22 protein-coding genes and 1 other annotated feature are annotated in these 21,574 nt (G+C 37.8%); of the genes, 2 read left to right on the forward strand and 20 right to left on the reverse strand.

Going from position 1 to position 21,574, the window contains the following annotated elements:
* The 12 genes from pepT to BW727_RS07480 form a co-directional block, all read right to left on the reverse strand.
* Entirely contained in the window at nt 1–1,224 is a 1,224-nt protein-coding gene (gene pepT / locus BW727_RS07425) for a peptidase T (RefSeq protein WP_062470872.1), read from the reverse strand.
* 17 nt (nt 1,225–1,241) lie between these two features.
* Nucleotides 1,242–2,789, reverse strand: a complete 1,548-nt coding sequence (locus BW727_RS07430; protein WP_062470875.1) for a YfcC family protein — start codon at nt 2,787–2,789, stop codon at nt 1,242–1,244.
* 158 nt (nt 2,790–2,947) lie between these two features.
* Nucleotides 2,948–3,760 (reverse strand): metal ABC transporter permease, encoded by an 813-nt coding sequence (locus tag BW727_RS07435; RefSeq protein WP_062470878.1) that lies wholly within the window; start codon nt 3,758–3,760, stop codon nt 2,948–2,950.
* Nucleotides 3,706–4,413 carry a metal ABC transporter ATP-binding protein gene (locus BW727_RS07440; protein ID WP_062470881.1) on the reverse strand — a complete coding sequence of 236 codons (708 nt, stop codon included), beginning with the start codon at nt 4,411–4,413 and terminating at the stop codon, nt 3,706–3,708. The genes BW727_RS07435 and BW727_RS07440 overlap by 55 nt, the downstream gene beginning before the upstream one ends.
* Before the next feature lie 15 nt (nt 4,414–4,428).
* Nucleotides 4,429–5,358: a metal ABC transporter solute-binding protein, Zn/Mn family gene (locus tag BW727_RS07445; protein WP_062470884.1), complete on the reverse strand. Its 930-nt coding sequence runs from the start codon at nt 5,356–5,358 to the stop codon at nt 4,429–4,431.
* A gap of 148 nt (nt 5,359–5,506) precedes the next feature.
* On the reverse strand, nt 5,507–6,361 hold the full coding sequence (gene ispE, locus BW727_RS07450) for a 4-(cytidine 5'-diphospho)-2-C-methyl-D-erythritol kinase (protein ID WP_062470887.1): 855 nt from the start codon (nt 6,359–6,361) through the stop codon (nt 5,507–5,509).
* A gap of 156 nt (nt 6,362–6,517) precedes the next feature.
* Entirely contained in the window at nt 6,518–6,775 is a 258-nt protein-coding gene (locus tag BW727_RS07455; RefSeq protein WP_062470890.1) for a Veg family protein, read from the reverse strand.
* An 86-nt stretch (nt 6,776–6,861) separates the two neighbouring features.
* The gene (rsmA, locus tag BW727_RS07460; RefSeq protein WP_062470892.1) at nt 6,862–7,755 is read right to left on the reverse strand and encodes a 16S rRNA (adenine(1518)-N(6)/adenine(1519)-N(6))-dimethyltransferase RsmA; all 894 of its coding nucleotides are present in this window, start codon (nt 7,753–7,755) and stop codon (nt 6,862–6,864) included.
* The gene (gene rnmV / locus BW727_RS07465) at nt 7,745–8,332 is read right to left on the reverse strand and encodes a ribonuclease M5 (RefSeq protein WP_062470894.1); all 588 of its coding nucleotides are present in this window, start codon (nt 8,330–8,332) and stop codon (nt 7,745–7,747) included. Before rnmV ends, rsmA begins: the two co-directional genes overlap by 11 nt.
* Entirely contained in the window at nt 8,329–9,102 is a 774-nt protein-coding gene (locus BW727_RS07470; RefSeq protein ID WP_062470905.1) for a TatD family hydrolase, read from the reverse strand. The genes rnmV and BW727_RS07470 overlap by 4 nt, the downstream gene beginning before the upstream one ends.
* 86 nt (nt 9,103–9,188) lie before the next feature.
* Complete coding sequence (gene metG / locus BW727_RS07475) at nt 9,189–11,210, reverse strand: methionine--tRNA ligase (RefSeq protein WP_062470908.1); 2,022 nt, start codon at nt 11,208–11,210, stop codon at nt 9,189–9,191.
* 131 nt (nt 11,211–11,341) lie between these two features.
* Nucleotides 11,342–12,667 (reverse strand): C40 family peptidase, encoded by a 1,326-nt coding sequence (locus BW727_RS07480; RefSeq protein ID WP_062470911.1) that lies wholly within the window; start codon nt 12,665–12,667, stop codon nt 11,342–11,344.
* Between the two features lie 222 nt (nt 12,668–12,889).
* Nucleotides 12,890–13,089: a binding site (T-box leader), on the forward strand.
* A 49-nt stretch (nt 13,090–13,138) separates the two neighbouring features.
* Between BW727_RS07480 and tyrS the strand changes: the two genes are divergently transcribed.
* Nucleotides 13,139–14,401 (forward strand): tyrosine--tRNA ligase, encoded by a 1,263-nt coding sequence (gene tyrS / locus BW727_RS07485; protein ID WP_062470914.1) that lies wholly within the window; start codon nt 13,139–13,141, stop codon nt 14,399–14,401.
* Nucleotides 14,402–14,893 carry a GNAT family N-acetyltransferase gene (locus BW727_RS07490; protein ID WP_062470917.1) on the forward strand — a complete coding sequence of 164 codons (492 nt, stop codon included), beginning with the start codon at nt 14,402–14,404 and terminating at the stop codon, nt 14,891–14,893.
* A 12-nt stretch (nt 14,894–14,905) separates the two neighbouring features.
* Here the strand turns inward: BW727_RS07490 and BW727_RS07495 are convergent, their stop codons facing one another.
* The 8 genes from BW727_RS07495 to BW727_RS07525 all read right to left on the reverse strand — a co-directional run bounded on the left by BW727_RS07495 (nt 14,906) and on the right by BW727_RS07525 (nt 21,548).
* Nucleotides 14,906–15,283, reverse strand: a complete 378-nt coding sequence (locus BW727_RS07495; RefSeq protein ID WP_062470920.1) for a hypothetical protein — start codon at nt 15,281–15,283, stop codon at nt 14,906–14,908.
* 5 nt (nt 15,284–15,288) lie between these two features.
* The gene (locus BW727_RS07500; protein ID WP_062470923.1) at nt 15,289–16,119 is read right to left on the reverse strand and encodes a DsbA family oxidoreductase; all 831 of its coding nucleotides are present in this window, start codon (nt 16,117–16,119) and stop codon (nt 15,289–15,291) included.
* On the reverse strand, nt 16,112–16,264 hold the full coding sequence (locus BW727_RS10615) for a hypothetical protein (protein ID WP_156179564.1): 153 nt from the start codon (nt 16,262–16,264) through the stop codon (nt 16,112–16,114). The genes BW727_RS07500 and BW727_RS10615 overlap by 8 nt, the downstream gene beginning before the upstream one ends.
* Before the next feature lie 18 nt (nt 16,265–16,282).
* Complete coding sequence (locus BW727_RS07505; RefSeq protein WP_062470926.1) at nt 16,283–16,471, reverse strand: hypothetical protein; 189 nt, start codon at nt 16,469–16,471, stop codon at nt 16,283–16,285.
* Nucleotides 16,472–16,474: 3 nt separating this feature from the next.
* A complete protein-coding gene (locus BW727_RS07510) occupies nt 16,475–17,167 on the reverse strand; it encodes an NAD(P)H-dependent oxidoreductase (protein WP_062470929.1) in 693 nt (230 codons plus the stop codon).
* Between the two features lie 129 nt (nt 17,168–17,296).
* Nucleotides 17,297–17,944: a bifunctional 2-keto-4-hydroxyglutarate aldolase/2-keto-3-deoxy-6-phosphogluconate aldolase gene (locus BW727_RS07515; RefSeq protein WP_062470932.1), complete on the reverse strand. Its 648-nt coding sequence runs from the start codon at nt 17,942–17,944 to the stop codon at nt 17,297–17,299.
* A gap of 107 nt (nt 17,945–18,051) precedes the next feature.
* On the reverse strand, nt 18,052–19,809 hold the full coding sequence (locus tag BW727_RS07520; protein WP_062470935.1) for an ABC transporter ATP-binding protein: 1,758 nt from the start codon (nt 19,807–19,809) through the stop codon (nt 18,052–18,054).
* Nucleotides 19,806–21,548, reverse strand: coding sequence for an ABC transporter ATP-binding protein (locus BW727_RS07525; protein ID WP_062470937.1), 1,743 nt, complete (start codon nt 21,546–21,548; stop codon nt 19,806–19,808). Before BW727_RS07525 ends, BW727_RS07520 begins: the two co-directional genes overlap by 4 nt.
* Between the last annotated feature and the right edge of the window lie 26 nt (nt 21,549–21,574).

Raw genomic sequence — 21,574 nt, forward strand, 5'->3', positions numbered from 1 at the left:
TTAACTATTTTTTGCTGCATTTTCTGCTATCTTAGCAATTAATTTTGATGCTAGTTTCATATTTTCAATTGGGATAAATTCAAATCTTCCGTGGAAATTATATCCCCCTGCAAATAGATTCGGCGTTGGAAGCCCCATATAAGATAGTCTAGCCCCATCTGTACCGCCTCTAATAGGTTTTATATCAGGAGTAATATTAATATCCTTCATGGATTGCTCCGCAAGGTCGATAATTTCCATATACGGTTCTATTTTCTCTTTCATATTATAGTAACTATCTGTTACTTCAATTGTGATAATGTTTCCATATTTCTTGTTTAAAAATTCAACGATATCTTTTATAAAGGTTTTTTTATTTTCAAATGCTTCCATCGAAAAATCTCTAATTATATAGGCTACTTGCGCCTCATCAACTGTTCCCGTAATACTATCTAATAAGTAGAAGCCTTCATAATTTTCAGTGTGTTCAGGCACTTCTACGCTTGGGAGCATGGTGTCAATTTCTAATGCTACTTTAAGGGCGTTGATCATCACGTTTTTTGCTGTGCCGGGATGAACATTCTTACCTTGTATGTGTATCTTGACACTTGCAGCGTTGAAGTTTTCATATTGCAATTCCCCAAGCGGGCCACCATCCATGGTATAAGCAAAATCTGCCCCAAATCCTTTAACATCAAAAAGGTCTGCACCTCGGCCTATCTCCTCATCTGGTGTAAAGCCTACTTTTATTGTTCCATGCTCAATAGAAGGATTATTAATTAAATATTCCATCGCATCCATTATTTCGGCTATACCAGCCTTGTCATCTGCACCTAAGAGTGTGGTGCCATCTGTCGTAATAAGTGTTTGGCCTTTGAGTTCTGCTAATTCCGGAAAGGCCTCGACCGTAATTGCGTATTTGTCATTTAATTTTATATCGCCACCTTGGTAGTCTACAATTTGTGGGTTCATCACCTTACCATCTAAATCGGGACTTGTATCAAAGTGTGCGATAAATCCGATTGTTGGCACTTCTCTATTGGTATTAGAAGGAAGTGTGGCATACACGTAACCATTTTCATCTTGCACCACGTTATCAAGCCCAATTTCTTTTAATTCTTCTACTATTATTTTGCCAAGTTCTAATTGTCCTTTAGTACTAGGGACTGTTTCAGAATTTTCATCTGATTTTGTATCGACAGCAATATATCGTTTAAATCTTTCAACAATTTTGTCTTGATTCATTTATACTCTCTCCTTTTTTATAAAATCGTTTGTAGTGCTAGCATGATCATTGCAAATACACCAATAATTCCCATCAGTGGTAAAACAAATTTTAGCCATTTGTCATAGGTAACATCTACCATTTCAAGGGTAGCAAGGATAAGACCGGTTGGAGTGATAAATGCCATCCAACCTTGACCCCAGTTATAAGCACTGACGACGATATCGCGAGAAACATTTACTGTATCAGCAAGTGGTGCCATAATTGGCATCGATAAAACAGCAAGTCCAGATGAGGATGGTACAAAGAATCCTAATATACTAAATAATATCATCTGAACCGATGCAAATAACCCACCGCTCATTCCTTTAACAATAGAAGAGGTATAATAAAGCAGCGTATCTGAGATCATTCCGTTATCCATCACAATGTTAATGGAGCGTGCGACTCCAATGATAAGAGCCACCCCAACTAGATCTGCGGCTCCTTCTACAAAGGTGTTGACTGATTCTTTTTCTGAGAATCCAGAAACAAACGCGATAATAAATACAACTGTTAAGAATAAAGCTGACATTTCTGGGAACCACCAAACACCTGTTGAAACGCCCCAAACCATTATGGGAAAGGCACCTAAAAATACTAACAGGATGAGCACTCTTCTCCAGTTAAAAGGCGCCACTTGGTCCGGATTATAATCCTTTAAAAATCTTTCTTCTATTCGCTTATGATCATCATAGACGAGTGATTTTGTTGGATCTGCTTTAATTTTTTTAGCATAGATATAGATGTAAACAAGGGTAATAATCATGGCTAAGATTAAGCTCACTAATCTAAAGGTTAGCCCTTCATTAAAGGAGATACCCGCCGCGTTGGAAGCGATTACAACCGAGAATGGATTCACAGTCGAGAACATGGTTCCTACAGAACTACCCAAATAAACGGCCGCAATTGCCACAATAGCATCATATCCACTTGCTAGGAAAATGGGCATCAAGATGGGATAGAGTGCAATCGTTTCTTCAGCCAGGCCGAAGGTGGTCCCTCCAATTGCTATAAGTGCTGATACAAATACAACGAGAAGAAATTCTTTGCCTTTTGTTTTCTTAGATAAAGCGGCTATACCCGCATCAAATGCTCCCGATTTATTAATCATGCCGATAATACCACCAAGTATCAAGACAAATACCATGATATCAACGGTGTCCATAACCCCTATTACCGGTGCCATAATCACGTCAAGCGGTCCTTGTGGGTTTTGTTCTATTTCTTGATAAGTATCTGGCACTGCGATTGGTTTTTTGATACTACCATCTGTAAATTTAGATAAGTCCATTTTGATATTTAAATCATCAAGGGCTTCTTGCGTGGCTGGAACACTTGTAGATTCACCCTCAGGATTGACCACTACAAATTCATTTTCGGCCTCTACGTACTCCATTTTTGAATATTGACCTGCTGGAACTAAGTATGTTAGCCCCGCTGCTAAGACTAGAATAATAAATAATACTGTAAAAGCAGTTGGGAACTGAAGCTTCTTTTTCTTTCTTTTTGACCCTTGAGGCACATTTTCTTCATTTTTTACCATAACTTTTCCTCCTTTTTCTATCTATCATTAACAAATTATAGCCTACTTATAATTATACTTTAAAAAGTAAAGAACACAACGTCACTTATTTAATTAAATCACTACAAAAAGAGTGACCAGATCAAAATCCGGCCACTCTTTTTCGTATCCTATTGCATTCATTTTAATTTTGTTTGGATTCTTTTAAAAATACCAGTTATTACAAATATTAAAACAAACATTAAGGTAATCGTTGCTCCTGGCGGCGTACCTAAATCATAAGACAGATAAAGTCCACCATACATACCAATTAAAGCAATGACCGTGCCTAATAAGATAACCGTTTTAAAACTGTTAACCAACCGCATAGCAATCGCTGACGGCAAAACTAAAATAGCTGAAACTAATAAAGAACCCGTAATGGGCATAATTAAGGAAATAGCCACACCTGTAATAACAGAAATAAATAAAGATATTTGCCGTACTGGAAGACCGGCTGTTGCTGCCGTAGCTTCGTCAAAGAGGAGAACATACAGCGGACGATTAAAAATAACATAAAGCGCTACTACTACAACCGTCAAAACAAGTAAAGTCGTAATTTGGTCTTTATCGATGGTTACAATCGAACCAAATAAAAATTGCTCAATATTAGCCGTTTGTTGCCCAGATACGAAACTCATTAATACTAAGGCGATTGCCATCCCCGTAGACATCAAGATTGCAATCGAAATTTCTGAATAGCCTTGAAAAACATCTTGCAAATATTCAATCCCGATTGCTACTAAAATGACCACAAAAATAGTTGTAAAGGTTGGGTTAATACCAATTAACATCCCTAGAGCAATTCCTGCTAGAGAGACGTGTGATAATGTATCTGCTAATAAGGATTGCCGACGTAAAATAAGCGTCAATCCTAGAATCGGTGCAATCATCGCAATTAAGGTTGAGGCTTGGAACGCCCGCTGCATGAATCCATAGAAAAACACCTCCATGGCGAATCCTCCTTCCGTCTCAAAATAATTTGGCGATCCATATACGTTTTAATGTCTTCATGTTCATGGGTCACCATTAAGATTGCCTTGTTATGAACTTTTGAGTTATGTCGCAACAGCCGATAGAAGCGTTCGCGTGACTCTTTATCCATACCGGTTGTCGGTTCGTCTAAAACAAAAAGGTCAGGATCCGTAGCAAAAATTCGTGCTAAGGCAATCCGTTGTTTTTGTCCTCCAGAAAGTTCGCCAATTTTTTTATGGCGTAAATCCCACATTCCCGTTGATTCCAGAGCTTTTCTAACATGTTCTTTATCTTCTTGGTCTAATCGTTTAAACCAACGATTGTTTTGATAACGCCCCGATTCAACAAATTCCAAAACCTTACTTGGAAAACCAATATTAAAGGAAGAGATTTGCTGAGGAGCATAGCCTACCATCATTTTATTCCCATGAATATTTGTTGGAGCTATTTTTGCAGTTCCTTCTTGGGGTTTTAAGAGTCCCAAGACACTTTTGAGTAAGGTTGATTTAGCAGCGCCATTTTCTCCGGTTAGAATAACAAACTCGCCTGCTTTAACAGTAAAGTTAATGTCTTGTAATACTGGCTCAGCATCATAGGAGAATGCCAAATTCTCTACTTTGATATAGTCCATTTAGCTTCCTCCTGTTTATTTAATGGTTTTCTTTAAGGCCTGTAAATTATCACGCATAATTGATAGGTAATCAATTCCAGACGCTTGTTCTTCGTCTGTGACACCTTCAATTGCACTTAATATTTCTTTTTCTATACCTGTTTCATTCGCTACAGCTTCTGCTAAACTCGCATTACCTGTATTTTGATAATAGATAACTTCAACGTTATTGTCTTGAATATACTTGGTAATTTCAGCTAGTTTTGCTGGACTAGCTTCTTGATTAGAGGTTAGAGATGATATAGCAATCTCTTCAAGATTGTAGCGTCTTGCTAAATAACCAAAAGCTGCATGTTGGGTTACAAAGGTTCGATTATGAGCTGCTTCAAAAGCCGCTTGATACTCTTCATCCAAAGTTTCTAATTCCTGTACAAAAGTTGCAGTCTGTTCCTGATAAACTTCTCTATTTTCTTGATCAACTGTTTGGATAACCGATGAGATCGTTTCTACCATCCGCTTCGCATATAGAGGATCTAGCCAAACGTGGGGATCAACAGCATGGTTGTGACCGTCATCTTCCGTGTGTTCTTCTTCGTCATCTGACTCTGCTTCATAAAAAGTAAGATCTTCGGCAGCTTCTATTATTTTTACATCACTTTCTTTTAATGTCTCCAAAACTGCTGGGACCCAAGTTTCCATATATTCGCTGCTGTAAACAAACACATCGGCTTCTGAAATAGCTGCCATGTCTTTTGGCGTCGGTTCGTAATTATGCGTATCTTGACCTGCACCTAGCAGAACCGTTACGTGTCCATTTTCGCCGACCACTTGATTCGTAAAATGATAGACCGGATAAAAGGTTGCGACAATATTAAGTTGTCCATCGTCCTCTTGGTCTCCAGTCTGCACTCCGCATGCTGCTAACAGCACCACCAAAAGGGGAACTAATTTTTTTAAGAGATTCATCTTATCTCTCCTCCTATTTTATAAATCGTAATGATTCCTATTTACCAACTTAGTTACTTTAGCATACGTTGCTTATCTCGTCAACAACTTCTTCTTATATCAAACAAAATAAGAGTGTGCTCAAACAAAACTTGTTTGCAACACACTCTTATTTTAGGGTTCGAACAATATAAACTTCTTCACAAAAACCGCGTAGACTATTATAGACACGACGCGCGCGTGAATAATTTTGACTGAAACCGATAATAGTTGGCCCACTTCCACTCATAGTAACACCATCCATCCCATATCGTAACATCCGATCACTTAATTGTTTCAATTGGGGATGCCGTTCAAAGGTTACTGCCTCCAGCGCATTACTTAAATTTGTTACCATTTGTTTGTAGTCGCCTTCTTCAATCGCCTTTTCTACAATTCGAGATTTTGGTTCATAGTTGAGTTTATCCGCTTCTAAAGAACGAAAAACTGTTTTAGTAGAGACGCTAATACGTGGTTTAGCTAACACAATCCAGCAGGGAGGTAGTGAACGAATCGGACGAACCTTTTCACCACGCCCAGATACAAATGCAGTCCCCCCGGTAATAGAATATGGAACATCGGTCCCCACTAACATCCCTAAATCAATTAATTCTTTTGTTGATAATTCTAAGCTCCATAACTGATTTAAAGCCCTTAATGTAGCAGCAGCATCCGTACTGCCACCACCGAGTCCAGCGGCTACTGGAATCATTTTTTCAATTTCGACTAACATGCCTTCTTTAATTCCATATTTCTCTTTGACTAATTTAATAATTTGATACACATGGTTCCGACGGTCAACGGGTAAAAAAGCTTTATTTGTATAAACTTCTATTTTATTTTCTACCAAAGGGGTAAAAGTCAAGTGGTCGGCCAAGTCAACCGATGACATAATCATTTCAAGCTCATGATACTGATCATCTCTTTTAAAAAGCACATCTAAGGTTAAATTAATTTTAGCAGGTGCTCGTTCGATCCATTCCATATTTATTCCCCTCCTTTCTCCTTATACTACACGATTGACTACTATTTATAAAGAAAAAGAGTTACTTGCACTGAATTGTAGGCAAACAAAAAAGTCAGTTTTTCGTAAACGAAAGTCTGACTCTTGTTTGGTTATTAGAATAATTAAAACGAGAGATTATGCGTATTGGCTTGTCTCTTCATTATAGAAAGAAATTTCTACTGAAGAAGTTAAGACATCTGCATAACTATATGAAACACGTTCAAAAGCATTTTCTTCCTGATCTAGATCAACAACAAACACAGAATGATAGGTCTCACGTAGCACACCTTTTCTTTCTGTTTTACGCTTTCTACCTGCTTGAGCAGTTAACAATACTTTCTTACCTAAACGATTGTCTAACTCCTCTTTGATTTCCATCAAGCTTCTCGGCATATATCCTTCACCTCACTAGCAAGCAGTATACCATAATTTTATAAAATTTTCAAGTATAACATAGGACGTATTTCTTGACAAGTCTTTTAGTTCTGTTCTAGAATGGAATATTTATTTAATTCATTTGCTAGATTTGCAAACTCTTCAATTGATAATGTTTCTGCTCGTCTACTAGGTTCGATATGAGTCACTTCGAGCGCATTTCGTAATACTTCCTTTATTTCGTCTGCTTTACCAAACATAGCCATTAAGTTATTCCACAAAGTTTTGCGTCTTTGTTGGAAGGAACCTCTCGTCAGTTTAAAATAAAATACCTCATCATCAACGGATACTTTTGGTGTTTCTCGACGTTTTAAATATAAAACAGCTGAGTCAACATTAGGTTGAGGTATAAAAACGGTTCTAGGTACAATAAAGGCAATTTCAGCCTCTGTATAATAATCAATTGCAATGGTTAATGATCCATAATCTTTTGAACTTGGTGATGCAGTCATCCGCTCTGCTACTTCCTTTTGCATCATCATGACGTAAGCGTCAACAGGTAAATTTGCTTCGATAAAATTCATAATAATAGGAGTCGTAATATAATAAGGCAAGTTCGCTGCTACAACGATACGATCAGTCGGTTCGAAGTGCTCTGCAAATACCGCTTCTAAATCTACCTGTAAAATATCTTGAAAAATAAATTCAATATTATCGTAAGCGGCTAATTCTTTCTTTAAGATTCGCTCTAATCGGCGGTCAATCTCAAAGGCAACTACTTTTTTGGCTGCTTGGGCCAAACATTCTGTTAGCGCACCGATTCCTGGACCAATTTCAATTACAACCGTATTTTTATCAATCTTCCCGGCTTCGAGCATTTCCGTCAAAATACTTGGTTCAACAAGGAAGTTTTGACCTAAGCTCTTTTTCATACTTAACCCATATTTTTTCAATATCTGCTTGGTTCGATCTGGTGTTGCAATATAATTATCTGTCAAAGCTATTCACTCCTCTTTTTTCAACTGGTAATGCACGATCAATTTTTTTCATAGCTGTAAGAATTTCTTCTTTAGTAATTTGAAACATTTGAACGCGTTTAATAAATTGCTTGCCATTCGTATAGCCAATCCCTAACTCATCACCGAGCTGTTCTCGGTACCAGGCGGAATGACTTTGTCCGATTAAGCCGAGTTGTATAAAGAAAGGCTTCAAATCTTCAATTTCAGCTTCTTTATGTGGTGTGTGGACATTTTTCAACGCTTCTTGAATTGTTTCTATGGAGGCATGCTCAACGCCAAGACTGCCTCCTTTTGGCGACTGGCAGTCTTGTTTTCTTAAAAAAGCGTGCTTTATACCTGGAACGCTCTGTGTAAGGGTTTCACGTATTTTTCCGCCTGGGAAATCGGGGTCTGTTAGCACAATAACGCCTCGGGTAGCTTGCGCCAAGGCTACTCGCTGAATAACTCTATCATCAATGGCTGATCCATTCGTTTCAATTGTATCAGCCTCTACCGCTAATTTAATTCGCGCTGTGTCGTCTTTACCTTCTACTACAATAATTTCTTTTACTTTCATAGGTCTTCCAATCTAAATAGTTTATTCGCATTACGTGTTGTAGCAAGTGCTAAGTCCTCGACACTCATCCCACGTAAATCCGCGACCCGTTTGGCTACATAAGCTACGTAAGCCGGTTCGTTGCGTTTACCGCGATAAGGAACGGGTGCCAGATACGGAGAATCGGTTTCAATCAGAAGCCGATCTAAAGGCACTGCTTGTGCTACTTCATGCACTTCTGTCGTTTTCTTAAAAGTCACCACGCCGCTTAATGAAATATGCATCCCTAAATCAAGGAACTTCTTCATATAAGTCACATCCCCACTATAACTATGCATAATCCCACCAATTGTTGAAACATCTTCATCTTTCAAAATCCGATAGGTATCAGCAATCGCATCGCGCATATGAATGGATATAGGTAGATTTAACTCTTTAGCAACCTTTATTTGCTTACGAAAGACTTCTTCTTGTATTTCCTTGGAGTCTTCCATCCAATAGTAATCTAATCCCATCTCACCCATCGCAACGACCCGTTTATTTTTCAATAAAGTTTTTAAATTTTCTTCTACTTCTGAAGTATAGCTTCCGGCTTCTGTAGGATGCCAGCCGATAATACTATATATTTCTGGATATTCCGCACTTAGTGCTAAAGATTTTTTTATTGTTCCGGGGTCAAAACCAACGACTGCTAAACGTTCAACATTCGCTTCTTTAGCGCGTTTTAGTGTTTCAACAAGGTCTTTATCAAATGCTTCTACATTTAAATGACAATGCGTATCAAAAAGCATTGTATTCAGCTCCTTTTCATCTCATTAATCTGCCGTTATTATACATGAAAACAGGGCTGATGCTTCAATAGCACCAACCCTTTATTTTAAGCAACTACAGAGCCATTTACAGCTTCTTCTGGTGCAAAGATAACTTGTAATTCTCCATCTTTTTCTGCTGAAAGAATCATTCCTTGGCTAATTTCGCCTCTCATCTTACGTACTTTCAAGTTCGCTACAATGATAACTTTCTTACCAATAAAGAAGGCCGGATCTTGATACCATTCAGCGATACCAGACAAAATCTGACGATGCCCTTCATCACCAGCATCTAAGCGAAACTTCAACAGCTTATCAGCACCAACTACCTTTTGGCAATCAATTACTTCAGCTACTTTTAATTCAACTTTATCAAAATCTTCATACTTAATTTCTTTATCCTTTTCAGAAATAAGTTTCGTCTCTGCTGGATTCCATTCCTCTACCGCTTGTTCTTCTTCTACAGTTCCACTATTTTGAGCAATTTGCTCTTTTAAGAATGCAACTTCTGCTTCTTGATCCAAACGTGGGAAGATTGGTGTTCCTTTTTTGACAACTTGCGTTCCTTCTGGGAATTGGTTAAATTGCAAATGACTCCATGTTGCATCCGTTTCAAAGTTAAGCCCTAATTGCTCAAATATTTTTTGAGGAGCAACTGTCATGAACGGGGATAAAAGAATTGCTGTGATTCGCAGTACTTCTGCTAAATGAACCATGACACTTTCCAGTTCTTCTTGACGTGTTTCGTCTTTCGCTAATACCCAAGGCTGCGTTTCGTCAATATATTTATTGGCGCGTGAAATCAAACGCCAAACTTCTGATAGTGCTAGGCTAAATTGCATTTTATCCATAGACTCTGTATACATTTCAATGACGGTTTCAGTTATTTGTTCTAAATCGCTATCGAAAGCTGTTTTAGATTGTGCCCATTTTGGAATACTGCCACCTAAATATTTATTAATCATGGCAATCGTTCGATTTAATAGGTTTCCTAAATCATTTGCAAGGTCAAAGTTGATGCGATTAATATAATCTTCAGGAGTAAAGACACCGTCACTACCAAAAGACACTTCTCGCATTAAATAATAACGCAAAGCATCTAAGCCATAACGTTCAACAAGCGGTTCCGGATAAACAACGTTTCCTTTAGATTTTGACATTTTACCATCTTTCATTTGCAACCAACCATGACCAAAGATTTGTTTTGGTAAAGGTATATCCAATGCCATCAGCATAATCGGCCAATAGATTGTGTGGAAACGAACAATTTCTTTTCCAACCATATGAACGTTTGCCGGCCAGTATTTTTGATAGAGACGGTCATCTTCTGAACCATACCCAAGGGCTGTAATGTAGTTTGACAGAGCATCAATCCAGACATAAACGACATGTTTGGGGTTACGTTTAACGGGTATTCCCCATTTAAAAGTTGTCCGAGAAACGGCTAAATCTTCTAATCCAGGCTTAATAAAATTATTAATCATTTCATTTTTTCGTGATTCAGGTTGAATAAAGTCGGGATGATCTTCATAGTACTTCAACAGGCGATCTGCATACTTGCCCATGCGGAAGAAATAAGATTCCTCCTTAACAAGTTCTACTTCGTGGCCACTTGGTGCAAGACCACCAATTACTTTACCAGTTTCATCTTTATAAACTTCAGCTAATTGTGTTTCCGTGAAGAACTCTTCATCAGAAACAGAATACCAACCTTCATATTCACCTAAATAAATGTCATCTTGTTCAACTAATCGTTCAAACATCGCTTGAACTGCAATAACATGTTCTTTATCAGTCGTACGGATAAATTTATCATGAGATATGTCTAACGTTTTCCATAAGGCTTGAATCTCCTTAGCCATTCCATCAACATACGCTTGAGGGGAAATACCAAGCTCTTCTGCTTTATTCTCAATTTTTTGACCGTGTTCATCTGTTCCAGTTAAATAATAAACATCAAAATTTTGTAGTCGCTTATAGCGCGCCATAACATCGCACGCAATAGTTGTATAAGAATTGCCAATGTGGAGTTTTCCACTTGGATAATAAATCGGGGTCGTAATATAAAACGTTTCTTTTTTATTAAACACGAATGAGTGCCTCCTTAGAATTATATATGCACAATCTATTTTACCATACAAAGCTCTTGATTGTTTGGTGTTTTCAAAATTCCTCTCGATAAAAAAAGTAGCCCTCAAGAGGACTACTTTTTATTGAACGATTAGTTTACGCGAACTGCAAAATCTGGTGTAAAGTATTTTACATAGTTAACTTCAACGTTTCTTCCTTCAAATGGTGCATGGATGTATGATCCGTCACCAAGAGAAATTGCTACGTGGTAAGTGCTACCTGCTGAACCCCAAAATAGTAAATCTCCAGCTTGTGCTTGAGAAACACTAATTCTTGTACCTGCATTTTCTTGTGGTACAGTCCAACCGCCGATATCAATGCCGTAAGCTTGTTTATAGACATAACTAGTAAATCCTGAGCAGTCAAATCCTGCTGGTGTTCTTCCACCCCATACATAAGGAACGCCAAGATATTTATATGCTTCTGAAACAACGTTTCCACTATAAGAGGGTGCTGGTGCTGGTGCTGGTGTCGGAGCTGGCGCAGGAACTGGTGCAGGAGTTGCCGTTTGAGTTGGCGCTGCTGCTGCTACGTTTTCTACCACTTGCTCTTCTACAACTTGCGATTCACTTACTTCTACTGTATTTTCTACTGTATGAATTGATGGTGCATAGTTAGTTGATGCAACTTCTGTCACACTTTCAATTGCTGGTGCTTGAGCAGCGCGCGCTGCTTCTTCTGCTGCGGCAACGGCTGCTGCTTCAGCTGCTGCTAAACGTGCTGCTTCTTCTGCTGCACGACGGTCTGCTGCTTCTTTTTCAGCTACAAAACGGTCGCGGTCAGCTTGTACAGTTGCTTTATTAGCATTCAATGCTGCAATCGCACTTTCTTCTTCAATTTTCTTGATTTCTAAATCAGCTTTTAGTTCTTCTAACTCACTTGACATTCCAATAATTTCACTTAATTTTTCTTCTGAAGAAGCTTTCTTTTCTTCAACTAAGTTTTGGTCAGCTACTTGTTGTTCAACCATGTCCTTATTAGCAGAAACCATAGTTGCAACAACATCTACTCTAGCAAATAGATCGGTTAGAGATTCCGATGCAAAAACAAAGTTCATATAGTTTGTATTTGATCCGTTTACTTGTACAGAACGTGCTTGGTCTTTTAATTGGTCTTCACGTTTATCAATAATAGCTTGAAGTTTTTCAATTTCTTTTGTTAATTCTTCTATTTTAGTTTGCGCTTCGTCACGTTGTGCAAGTAGTTCATTTGCTCGCGCTTCAGTAGCAGCAAGTTCAGCTTGAACAGCTGATAATAGTTCTTGAGCGGAAGAAATACTTCCTTTTATCTCTTCTAATTTTTGATCTTGTTTAGTAATATTATCTGTTAATTCATCTGCGGAAGCCGTCATTGGTGCCATCATACTGGTTGCAAGCATTGAGCTAGTTAGTAGTACTGTCATTAGTTTCTTTTTCAATTTCATACCTCCGAATGTTATGTTTATTTATAGGTGTCTTCTTGACATTATTTGTTTGCTTTAACGTTATGAATCATAGCATATTTTTTTTGTGAATAAGTGGATATAGTCAACTTGTAGTTACAATGTAATAAATCTGTAATATTGCGGGACTTATGTTGCAATTGTTAAAATGGTTGACTCACTACAGGGTGTTGGCTATAATAAAATCAATTGAAAAAGTTTAAAGTTATGACGGAACCCAGTAGGTAGAAGCTTTGCAGCAGATAGAGAATCGGTGAATGGTGAGAACCGGTGCAATCTTATACTGAATTACACTCTTGAACTTTCTTGAAGGAACGGTTAGCACCGTTATATGCATAAGAGGTTTTCCTATTGGGGAAACAATCTGGGTGGTACCACGGTAAATTATCGTCCCTGACAATACTGTCAGGGGCTTTTTTTGTTTTATAAATATAGAGGAGAGATAAAATGAATATTATAGAAGAATTACAATGGCGCGGCGCCATTAACCAACAAACCGATGAAGAAGGACTCCAACAGTTAGTAGAAGAAAAGAAAATTGGGTTATATTGTGGGATCGATGCGACTGGTTCAAGTATGCACATTGGGCACTTAATCCCTTTTATGATCTTGAAACGATTCCAATTGGCTGGTCATAAACCCGTTATTCTAATTGGTGGCGCAACCGGTTCAATCGGAGATCCAAGTGGTAAATCAGAAGAGCGCGTTTCGCAAACGGAAGAACAAGTTGCTTACAATGCTGAAAAAATTACAATCCAAATGCAAAAGCTATTCAAAGCAGGAGAATCAGATTCACAGATCCGTCTTGTAAATAACCTTGACTGGACAAAGGACTTATCCTTACTTGACTTTTTACGTGACTTTGGTAAAAACTTCAATATCAACACAATGTTAGCAAAAGACATTGTTTCAAGTCGCTTAGAAACAGGCATTTCTTTTACTGAGTTTTCTTATCAAATTTTGCAGTCTATGGATTATTTGCACCTCTATAATCATTATGATATACAACTACAAGTGGGTGGCGCTGATCAGTGGGGAAATATTACAGCTGGTTTAGAGCTTATTCGTAAAAAGGTCGGTCCAGAAGCTAAAGCCTTTGGTTTAACCATACCTTTGATGCTTAAAGCTGACGGAACTAAATTTGGTAAAACCGCGGGTGGTGCAATCTGGTTAGATCCAGAAATGACTACACCGTATGAATTTTATCAGTTCTGGGTTAACCAAGATGACCGTGATATTGTTAAATACTTAAAATACTTTACCTTCTTATCTAAAGAAGAAATAGATCTTTTAGCGGAAAAAATCGAAACAGAACCTCATAAACGCGAAGCACAAAAAACATTAGCAGCTGAAATGACACGTTTTGTCCACGGACAGCAAGCCTTGGAAGATGCATTAAAAATCACGGAAGCACTCTTTACTGGTAACATAAAAGAATTAAATGCCAAGGAGATTGAACAAGGTTTCAAAAATATGCCGACATTTGAATCACACCTGACAGAGCAAAACTTAGTCACTTGGTTGGTTAATTTGGGCATTGAACCTTCACGTCGTCAAGCCCGTGAAGATATCACCAATGGTGCTATTACAATTAACGGCGATAAAGTTACGGATACAAATTTTGTCATCACGGCAGAAAATTCATTCGAAAATCGCTTTATCATTGTACGACGTGGTAAGAAAAAATATTTCTTAATTAAATTGGTATAAATGATGCTAACACTTATTTCAGCTAGAAATAATACGCAAGCAGAGACAGTCGCCAATATGGCTACCACAATTTGGCGAGAACATTACCGCCCTATTATCGGTGACCAGCAAGTCGCTTACATGTTAGCAACAATTCAATCAAAAGAAAGGATTCTAGAAGATTTCGTGAACGTTGATTACTATATTATTCAGTTGGAACACAAAGCCATTGGGTACCTAGCCCTTGAAACAAAAAGAGAATCCTTTTTTTTGAGTAAAATTTACTTATACAAAGAGGTTCGTGGTCGAGGCTATGGTCACTCTATTATCAGCTACTTAAAGAACAAAACACGTTTAGAAGGAAAAAAATATTTGGAACTAACTGTTAATAAGTATAATCCCTCGGCTATTTTATTTTACGAAAAAATCGGTTTTCAACGTGTCGATGCGATTATTTCTGATATAGGAAAAGGATTTTTTATGGATGATTACGTTTATCGTTTGTATGTATAAAAAAATGGATGCTCAGTGAGCATCCATTTTTTTCTTTATACTTCTTCTTTTATATTTAATCATGACATTGATTGCTATAAGTAAGCCACCTACCAAGAGCATGATCCGAACACTCATAACTTGTAACCATTTTAAGAGGAGTAAACCAAAACCATAAATAACAATTGTCATAATATCTAGCTTTTCTTCCCAGTCATCCAGCTGGTTTTCACTTTTAGAAAATTTGGTCAATAGCCAATGAATCAGATAAAGTCCTAAAGCAGCTAGAAAAACAAAGATAATATTTTCATAGTCATTTAGTAACATACCGTATTTACGTTTTAATAAGACAATAGCAACAATATAAAGAGCTTGAAAAATATTTTCCTTTTCTCTTAAACTCGTCTTCATCCCACTTAAACCGCCTTGTAATAAGTTTGACCGAGTATCTGACCCGTTTCAACACTATCATGCCCCATAGTTAAATGAACAAAACCTTCAACTTCTGTTTCTGATAAGTTATAAAGCACTTCAATTTCACGACTCATTAAAAGCGGCGTTGTTTTCATCACAATATCTAAACTCGGAACCGGCATGGGCTTCAAGGTTTCAACTCTAAGTATCTGTTTTAAAGCAGCCACCAATCCTTCATAAGGTTGTGCACCGACAATTTTTACGCCTTGATTCGCTTCATTCACGAAAACCACAGTAGGAAATCCTGTTGCTGAAAGCGCACTAGCTAAACTTAAATCACTGCTTAATAAGCTGCGGCCTTCAAATGATTCTGCTGCACTTAATACTGCTCGGGAATCAAAACCTAAATCTTCTAATAAGATAGCCAAGACCGAACTTTTTGAAATGTCTTGATTGTGAAGCATGACTCTTTCGCGCAACTTACGTAAGAATAAGTCTGCTTTGTCTGGAAAATCTCGACGAATAATTTGATAGACTTGCGAACTTGGATAGGAAGAAGCAATGGGTTCATCTAGCCAGACGCGACCATCGATTGGCATCCGTGTAAAATCTCCAACTTCACGCCAATGTTCTGCCACGTCCACGGCCGTTTGAATACCATTAGCTCCATCACCATTATAAGTTTCCCAGTTTTCAATCATGCCACCCATAACGGTTAAATCATGATCAATATAGTCGGCATACTCATATCTAAATTTTCTCAGGGTTGGCTCAAAGGCCCAGCAAAAAGAGCAGAGTGGATCTGTTACATAGTAGAGATTTATTTTACTCATCCTCATCACTCTTTTCTACAGCTTTTTTCTCATCCCTATTGTTGGTTTCAGGCAACACACATAGACCCGTTTTCGGATCACAGACAAGCGATTCCGTTGCATTGCTTGTTTCAACTTCAATAAATGTAAACAAGGATTTCTCCATCTTTTTCTTCCTCCTTTTCTAAGACTGACGATCCCATTGATTACGGCTCCACATTCGGCCGTCTATTTCACCTTGTGTCATCTCAATTCTTCTATATTGTTCGTTTATTAAATCCACAAACGCTTGATACAGTGCTATTTGTCTATAATCCTGGCTTTCTTCTGCTAATTTGTTTATTTGTTCAAGCATCCAGTCTTTTTGTTCCATCATTTACTCCTTCATTTCTTCAAGCGTCCAGTTTAAATCATCCAACTGCTCCCTATTTTCTTCCATTTGAGCAATTAACAAATCCACTAAATGTTGGTTTTCAGTTGAAAAGCCCTCTTTACCAAGTCCATTTAACTCTTGCTTAAACCATTCTTCTTTTTCTTTTAAAGAAGGTAGTTTTACATTCGTCACGACCTGTCGATAGTCAATAAGCAACGCTTTTTTTTCTGTCTCACTCATGTAATCAAAACGTGCAATGACTAAGGGTGGTAAATAAGTCATGTGGCATTTCTGTATCGTTGCTTGAAAAGGTCGGAGTAATTCAGGGATAGTGAACTGTTCGCTGGCACCGGGCTGGTAGGCATTGATGTTTACTCCAGTTGTAACAACTAATTGACATTCCTTATTTTTTAAAAACTGTCCTTTCTTCCCATGGGCAAATCCTTCTATCAAGACTAAATCTTGCCACTTCTTAAATAGAGAGGGTGAACTATACCAATAAAAAGGGAATTGAAAAATAATACGATCGTGCTCTCGTAGGAGAGCTTGCTCATTTTCCACATTAATAATTTCATCTGGGTAAATAGCTTCTAAATGGTGCCACGTTACATTTTCTTCTGGTAAGCTTTCTTTTAAAAATTGTTGTGTATGTGATTCTGTTAGTTCAGGATGAGAGATAATGATCAATGTTTTCATATATAACGTTACCCCTTATTTCATTGTCTATGAATCTTATCAACAGTATATCGAAAATTCAATCATTCTGCTTATATAAAGATAAACAGGCTAAGGTTACACCTCAGCCTGCTATCTTCTAAATGAAATCTAATTAGTCCGTATACTGGTTAGTTTATCGGCAAATTCTTTAGCAGAGGCTGTCACTGCGCCGTAACCACCGTCTTTTAAATTTTTTGTTAAGGCGCTCCCAACACCAACTGACCACGCACCACTCGCAATCCATTGGTCCATATTATCTAAAGAAACACCACCTGAAGGCATCGCTTCCACCCAAGGGATCGGTCCGTGCAAATCTTTAATAAATCCGGGTCCCAATAAGCCTCCTGGAAATAGCTTTACAACTTCACAACCAGCTTCTAGAGCTTGTGATACTTCTGTAATCGTGCCACAACCTGGTAAGTAAGGGATGGTATAAATATTACAAATTCTAGCAATTTTTTTGTTAAACGAAGGGCTCACAACAAATTTAGAACCATTTAAAATAGCAATGCGAGCTGCTACTTCATCTAGAACAGTTCCGGCTCCTACAACCATATCTGTGTCTGCAAATTCATCGGCAAGCTGGCGCATAACTTTTTCTGCATTCGGGGTTGAAAAAGTTACTTCAATATTTTTAATTCCACCTTCAAACACAGCTTTGGATACTTCATATCCTTCTGCCTGTGTAGAACCACGCACAACTGCAAATAAAAAGTTTTTTTCTAACTGACTTAGTATGTCTCTTTTCATACTCATTTAACTTCCTCCCTTTCAAATCGCTCGTTCACGTTATAAGTTGATTGTATTTTTTCAAAGTTACTTTGTCAATTGTAGGCTAATCAAAGGTTAAACTCCAAAAGCCTTTATAAACTCGTTTGGTTCGCTTTCTTTTGCATATGATACATTTGTGCATAGCTTCCATTTTTTGCTAATAACTCACTATGGTTTCCTTGCTCAACAATTTGACCGTTTGCTAAGACTAAAATCTGTTCGGCATGTTGAATGGTAGAAAGACGATGAGCAATAATAAACGTCGTACGTCCCTCTTTAAGGACAGCCATCGCATGTTGAATGATTTCTTCAGTCTCAGTATCTATTGAAGATGTCGCTTCATCTAATATTAATATTTTTGGATCGAAGGCTAAGGCGCGAGCAAAGGATATTAATTGCCGTTGGCCTGAACTCAAGGTAGCACCCTTTTCAACAACTGGTTCTTGAATGCCTAGTTGAAAGTGCGTTAACATATCACCTCCGCCAACTGCTCGTAGTGCTTCTTCTGCTTTCTCACGGCTAATTTGCGGATCATTTAAAGTAATATTTGACTCAATTGTTCCAGTAAACAAGAATGGATCTTGTAAGACAATCCCCATCGCTTGTCGAACACTTTTTCTGGAATACTTTGTCGTAACGTGACCATCGATTTTTATATGCCCTTTTTGCGGGTCATAAAAGCGAAATAATACGTTCATAACCGAACTTTTTCCAGAACCCGTATGCCCGACTAGAGCAAGGGTTTCACCAGGTTTAGCTGTGAAGTTGATATCTTTTAACACTGGTGTTTCATCATTGTAAGCAAAATCGACGTGATCAAAGGTCACTTCTCCTTTATCAATAGGCAGGCGTGCCACTTCGTCTTTTTCACCCGGCCGGTCGATTAACTCAAAAACCCGCTCGCCTGCAGCAATTGCTTGTTGCACAAAAGCCATTTGCTGGATAATACCTTGGATTGGATCAAAGAGGCGCGTAATATAATCTACAAACACATATAAGGTACCAATGGATATACCTAAGAAACCATTTATATATTGGGTTGAAAAGTAAACCATCATAAATAAAAGTGCAAAGTGACGTAAAAGCCCTCCTAAACTAAACTGTGCAGCCGAATCAAGAATGACATATTTACGTTCGGTTTTAAACCACTCATCGTTGATGGTTGTAAATTCTTTTTCAATTTTTTCTTCTTGCTGAAAAGCCTGGACAATCGTCATCCCTTGGACTGATTCATTTATTTTTCCGTTAATATCGCTGTTAAGTTCTCGCTCTTTGCGACTTAAGGCACTCGCATATTTACTGTAATATTTGTACCAAATAAATATAATCGGTAAAAGTATCAATAAGCTTATCCCTAATCCTGTATGCAATCGGGAAATCGCAATATAAGTCCCTATTACATAAAGAGCATTCAACATGACGGTCCCAATGGTCGCCACATAAAATTGTTGTCTGAGCACTTCCGTGTCATTTGTGATTCTTGAAACCACTTTTCCAGCAGGTAGATTATCAAAATAACGAATCGGCAAGCCTTGCAAATGGTGGTAAGCTTGATCACGAATGACTTTAACAATTCCATTAGCAGACTGGGTCAGTATGAGGGCACTGATATAGCGCAAGAGAGCCGTTGCCAACATTAAGAGGGTGTATGTGATTAACAAACGAATAAGGACTTCTGTAAATAGCTCGCCTTGTTGTGCAGCTGGAGTAATAACATCATCAATAACCCGTTGGGCAATTAACGGTGCTGATAAATCAGCAATCACGGCTGTAATTAATAAGGTAAATCCAAGCATAAATTTATATTTAGCATATTTCATATAGGATAAAAGACGTTTGACCGTTTTCATTCTTCGTCACCTTCTTTCAATTCTTGACGAAGATACTGGGTATAATACCACCCTTTTTTTTCCAATAGTTCTAAATGGGTTCCTCGCTCAATAATGCGACCGTCTTCTAACACGATAATTTCATCTGCTCTCCTGACCGCTGATAAGCGGTGTGTTGAAATAATAGTTGTTTTACCAGCTCGTTCATTTTGAATATTAGCAATTATTTTTTGTTCTGTTTTTGCATCTACTGCTGATAAGGAATCATCTAAAATTAAAATATCCGGATTTTTTATAAGTGCACGAGCAATCGAAATCCGTTGTTTCTGTCCTCCAGAAATTGAAACACCTTTCTCTCCAATCACGGTGTCTAATCCTTGGTCCATTTTGGCTAAATCTTCTTCAAAGGAGGCAATTTTAACACTTTCCATAATTTCTTGATCACTCGCTCCCTCTTTCCCGAAAGCAATATTCTCGCGCACACTCCGTGAGAAAAGTATATGATCTTGGGGAACGTAACCAATTAAACTCTGGAAATGAGTAGGTTGATAATTTAAAACCGAATCAGTTCCATATTTAAATTCGCCTTCTCCTAAAGGATACTGGCGTAAAAATTGGCGAAGCAGTGTTGTTTTACCAGATCCTGTTTTACCAACTATCCCTAATGTTTTCCCCTTAGGAATAATAACTTCGATATTTTTTAAGTTATGATTGGTACTGGTTGGGTATTGAAAACTCAAATCATTTATGACAATATCTTTTTTAGAAGCAATAACTTTTGAACCTTTTTCTTCCATATCATCGCCTTGGTTAAGCACCTCTTCGACACGAATCATTGAGGCACTTCCTTGACGAAGCACATTGGTTAGCTCACCAATAGAAATAATTGGCCAAACAATCATCCCTAAATACATTTGGAAAGCAATCATATCCCCCACACTCAAGTTTTGTCTCGAAACAAGATAAGCACCGTAACCAAAACCGATCACATTGCTTAAAGTAATAAATATTTTGACTAAAGGTGCAAACAAAGCGTTGGCTTTTGCTACTTGATTATTTTTTTTCAGCATACTTTCCGTCTGCTTTTGAAATTTTTCTAGGTAGACTGTTTCTTTCGCGTACGCTCGGATGAGTCGGGTGCCATCAACAACTTCTAAAACATCATTATTTAGCTCGGAGAATGATTTTTGAGCAATCGTATAGCGTTCTTCCACCATATTTCCTACTTTTCCAAATAAATACGCTAAGAAGATAAGCGGAAAAAGACTTAATAAAGTCATCGTCCACGAAACCGAAACCCCCATCGTTGCAATAATCGTCGTTAAAAATAAAGTCGCATTCATTAAAACCATCATGCCATATCCAACCGTATCGGAAATGGCACGGACATCCTGGGTCGCACGCGCCATTAAATCGCCGACTCGAAACTTTTCATAAAAACTAGCACGCATCCGCAAAAAATGCTGCATCAGTGTTAAGCGCATATCCCGCTGGAGTTTAGCTGAACCTGTAAATAAATAATAAGACCAGATATATTCAAATAAATAAGCCGCTATTAAACTCAATAAAAAAGCACCTGTATATTTAAAAAGTAAAAGGCTCGTTAATTGTTTTTTAACAATGCTGTCAATCATGCGACCAATAATATAAGGAATGAGCACACTAAAAATATTACTTGCAATCATTGTAAAAAACGAAATTATATATCTTTTTTTATTTCTACTAAAAAACGTTTTTAATTTCAATATCACATTAAACATCTGACACATTCCTTACCTCAAATTTT

This window comes from Jeotgalibaca dankookensis (genome assembly GCF_002005405.1).
GTDB lineage: Bacteria > Bacillota > Bacilli > Lactobacillales > Aerococcaceae > Jeotgalibaca > Jeotgalibaca dankookensis.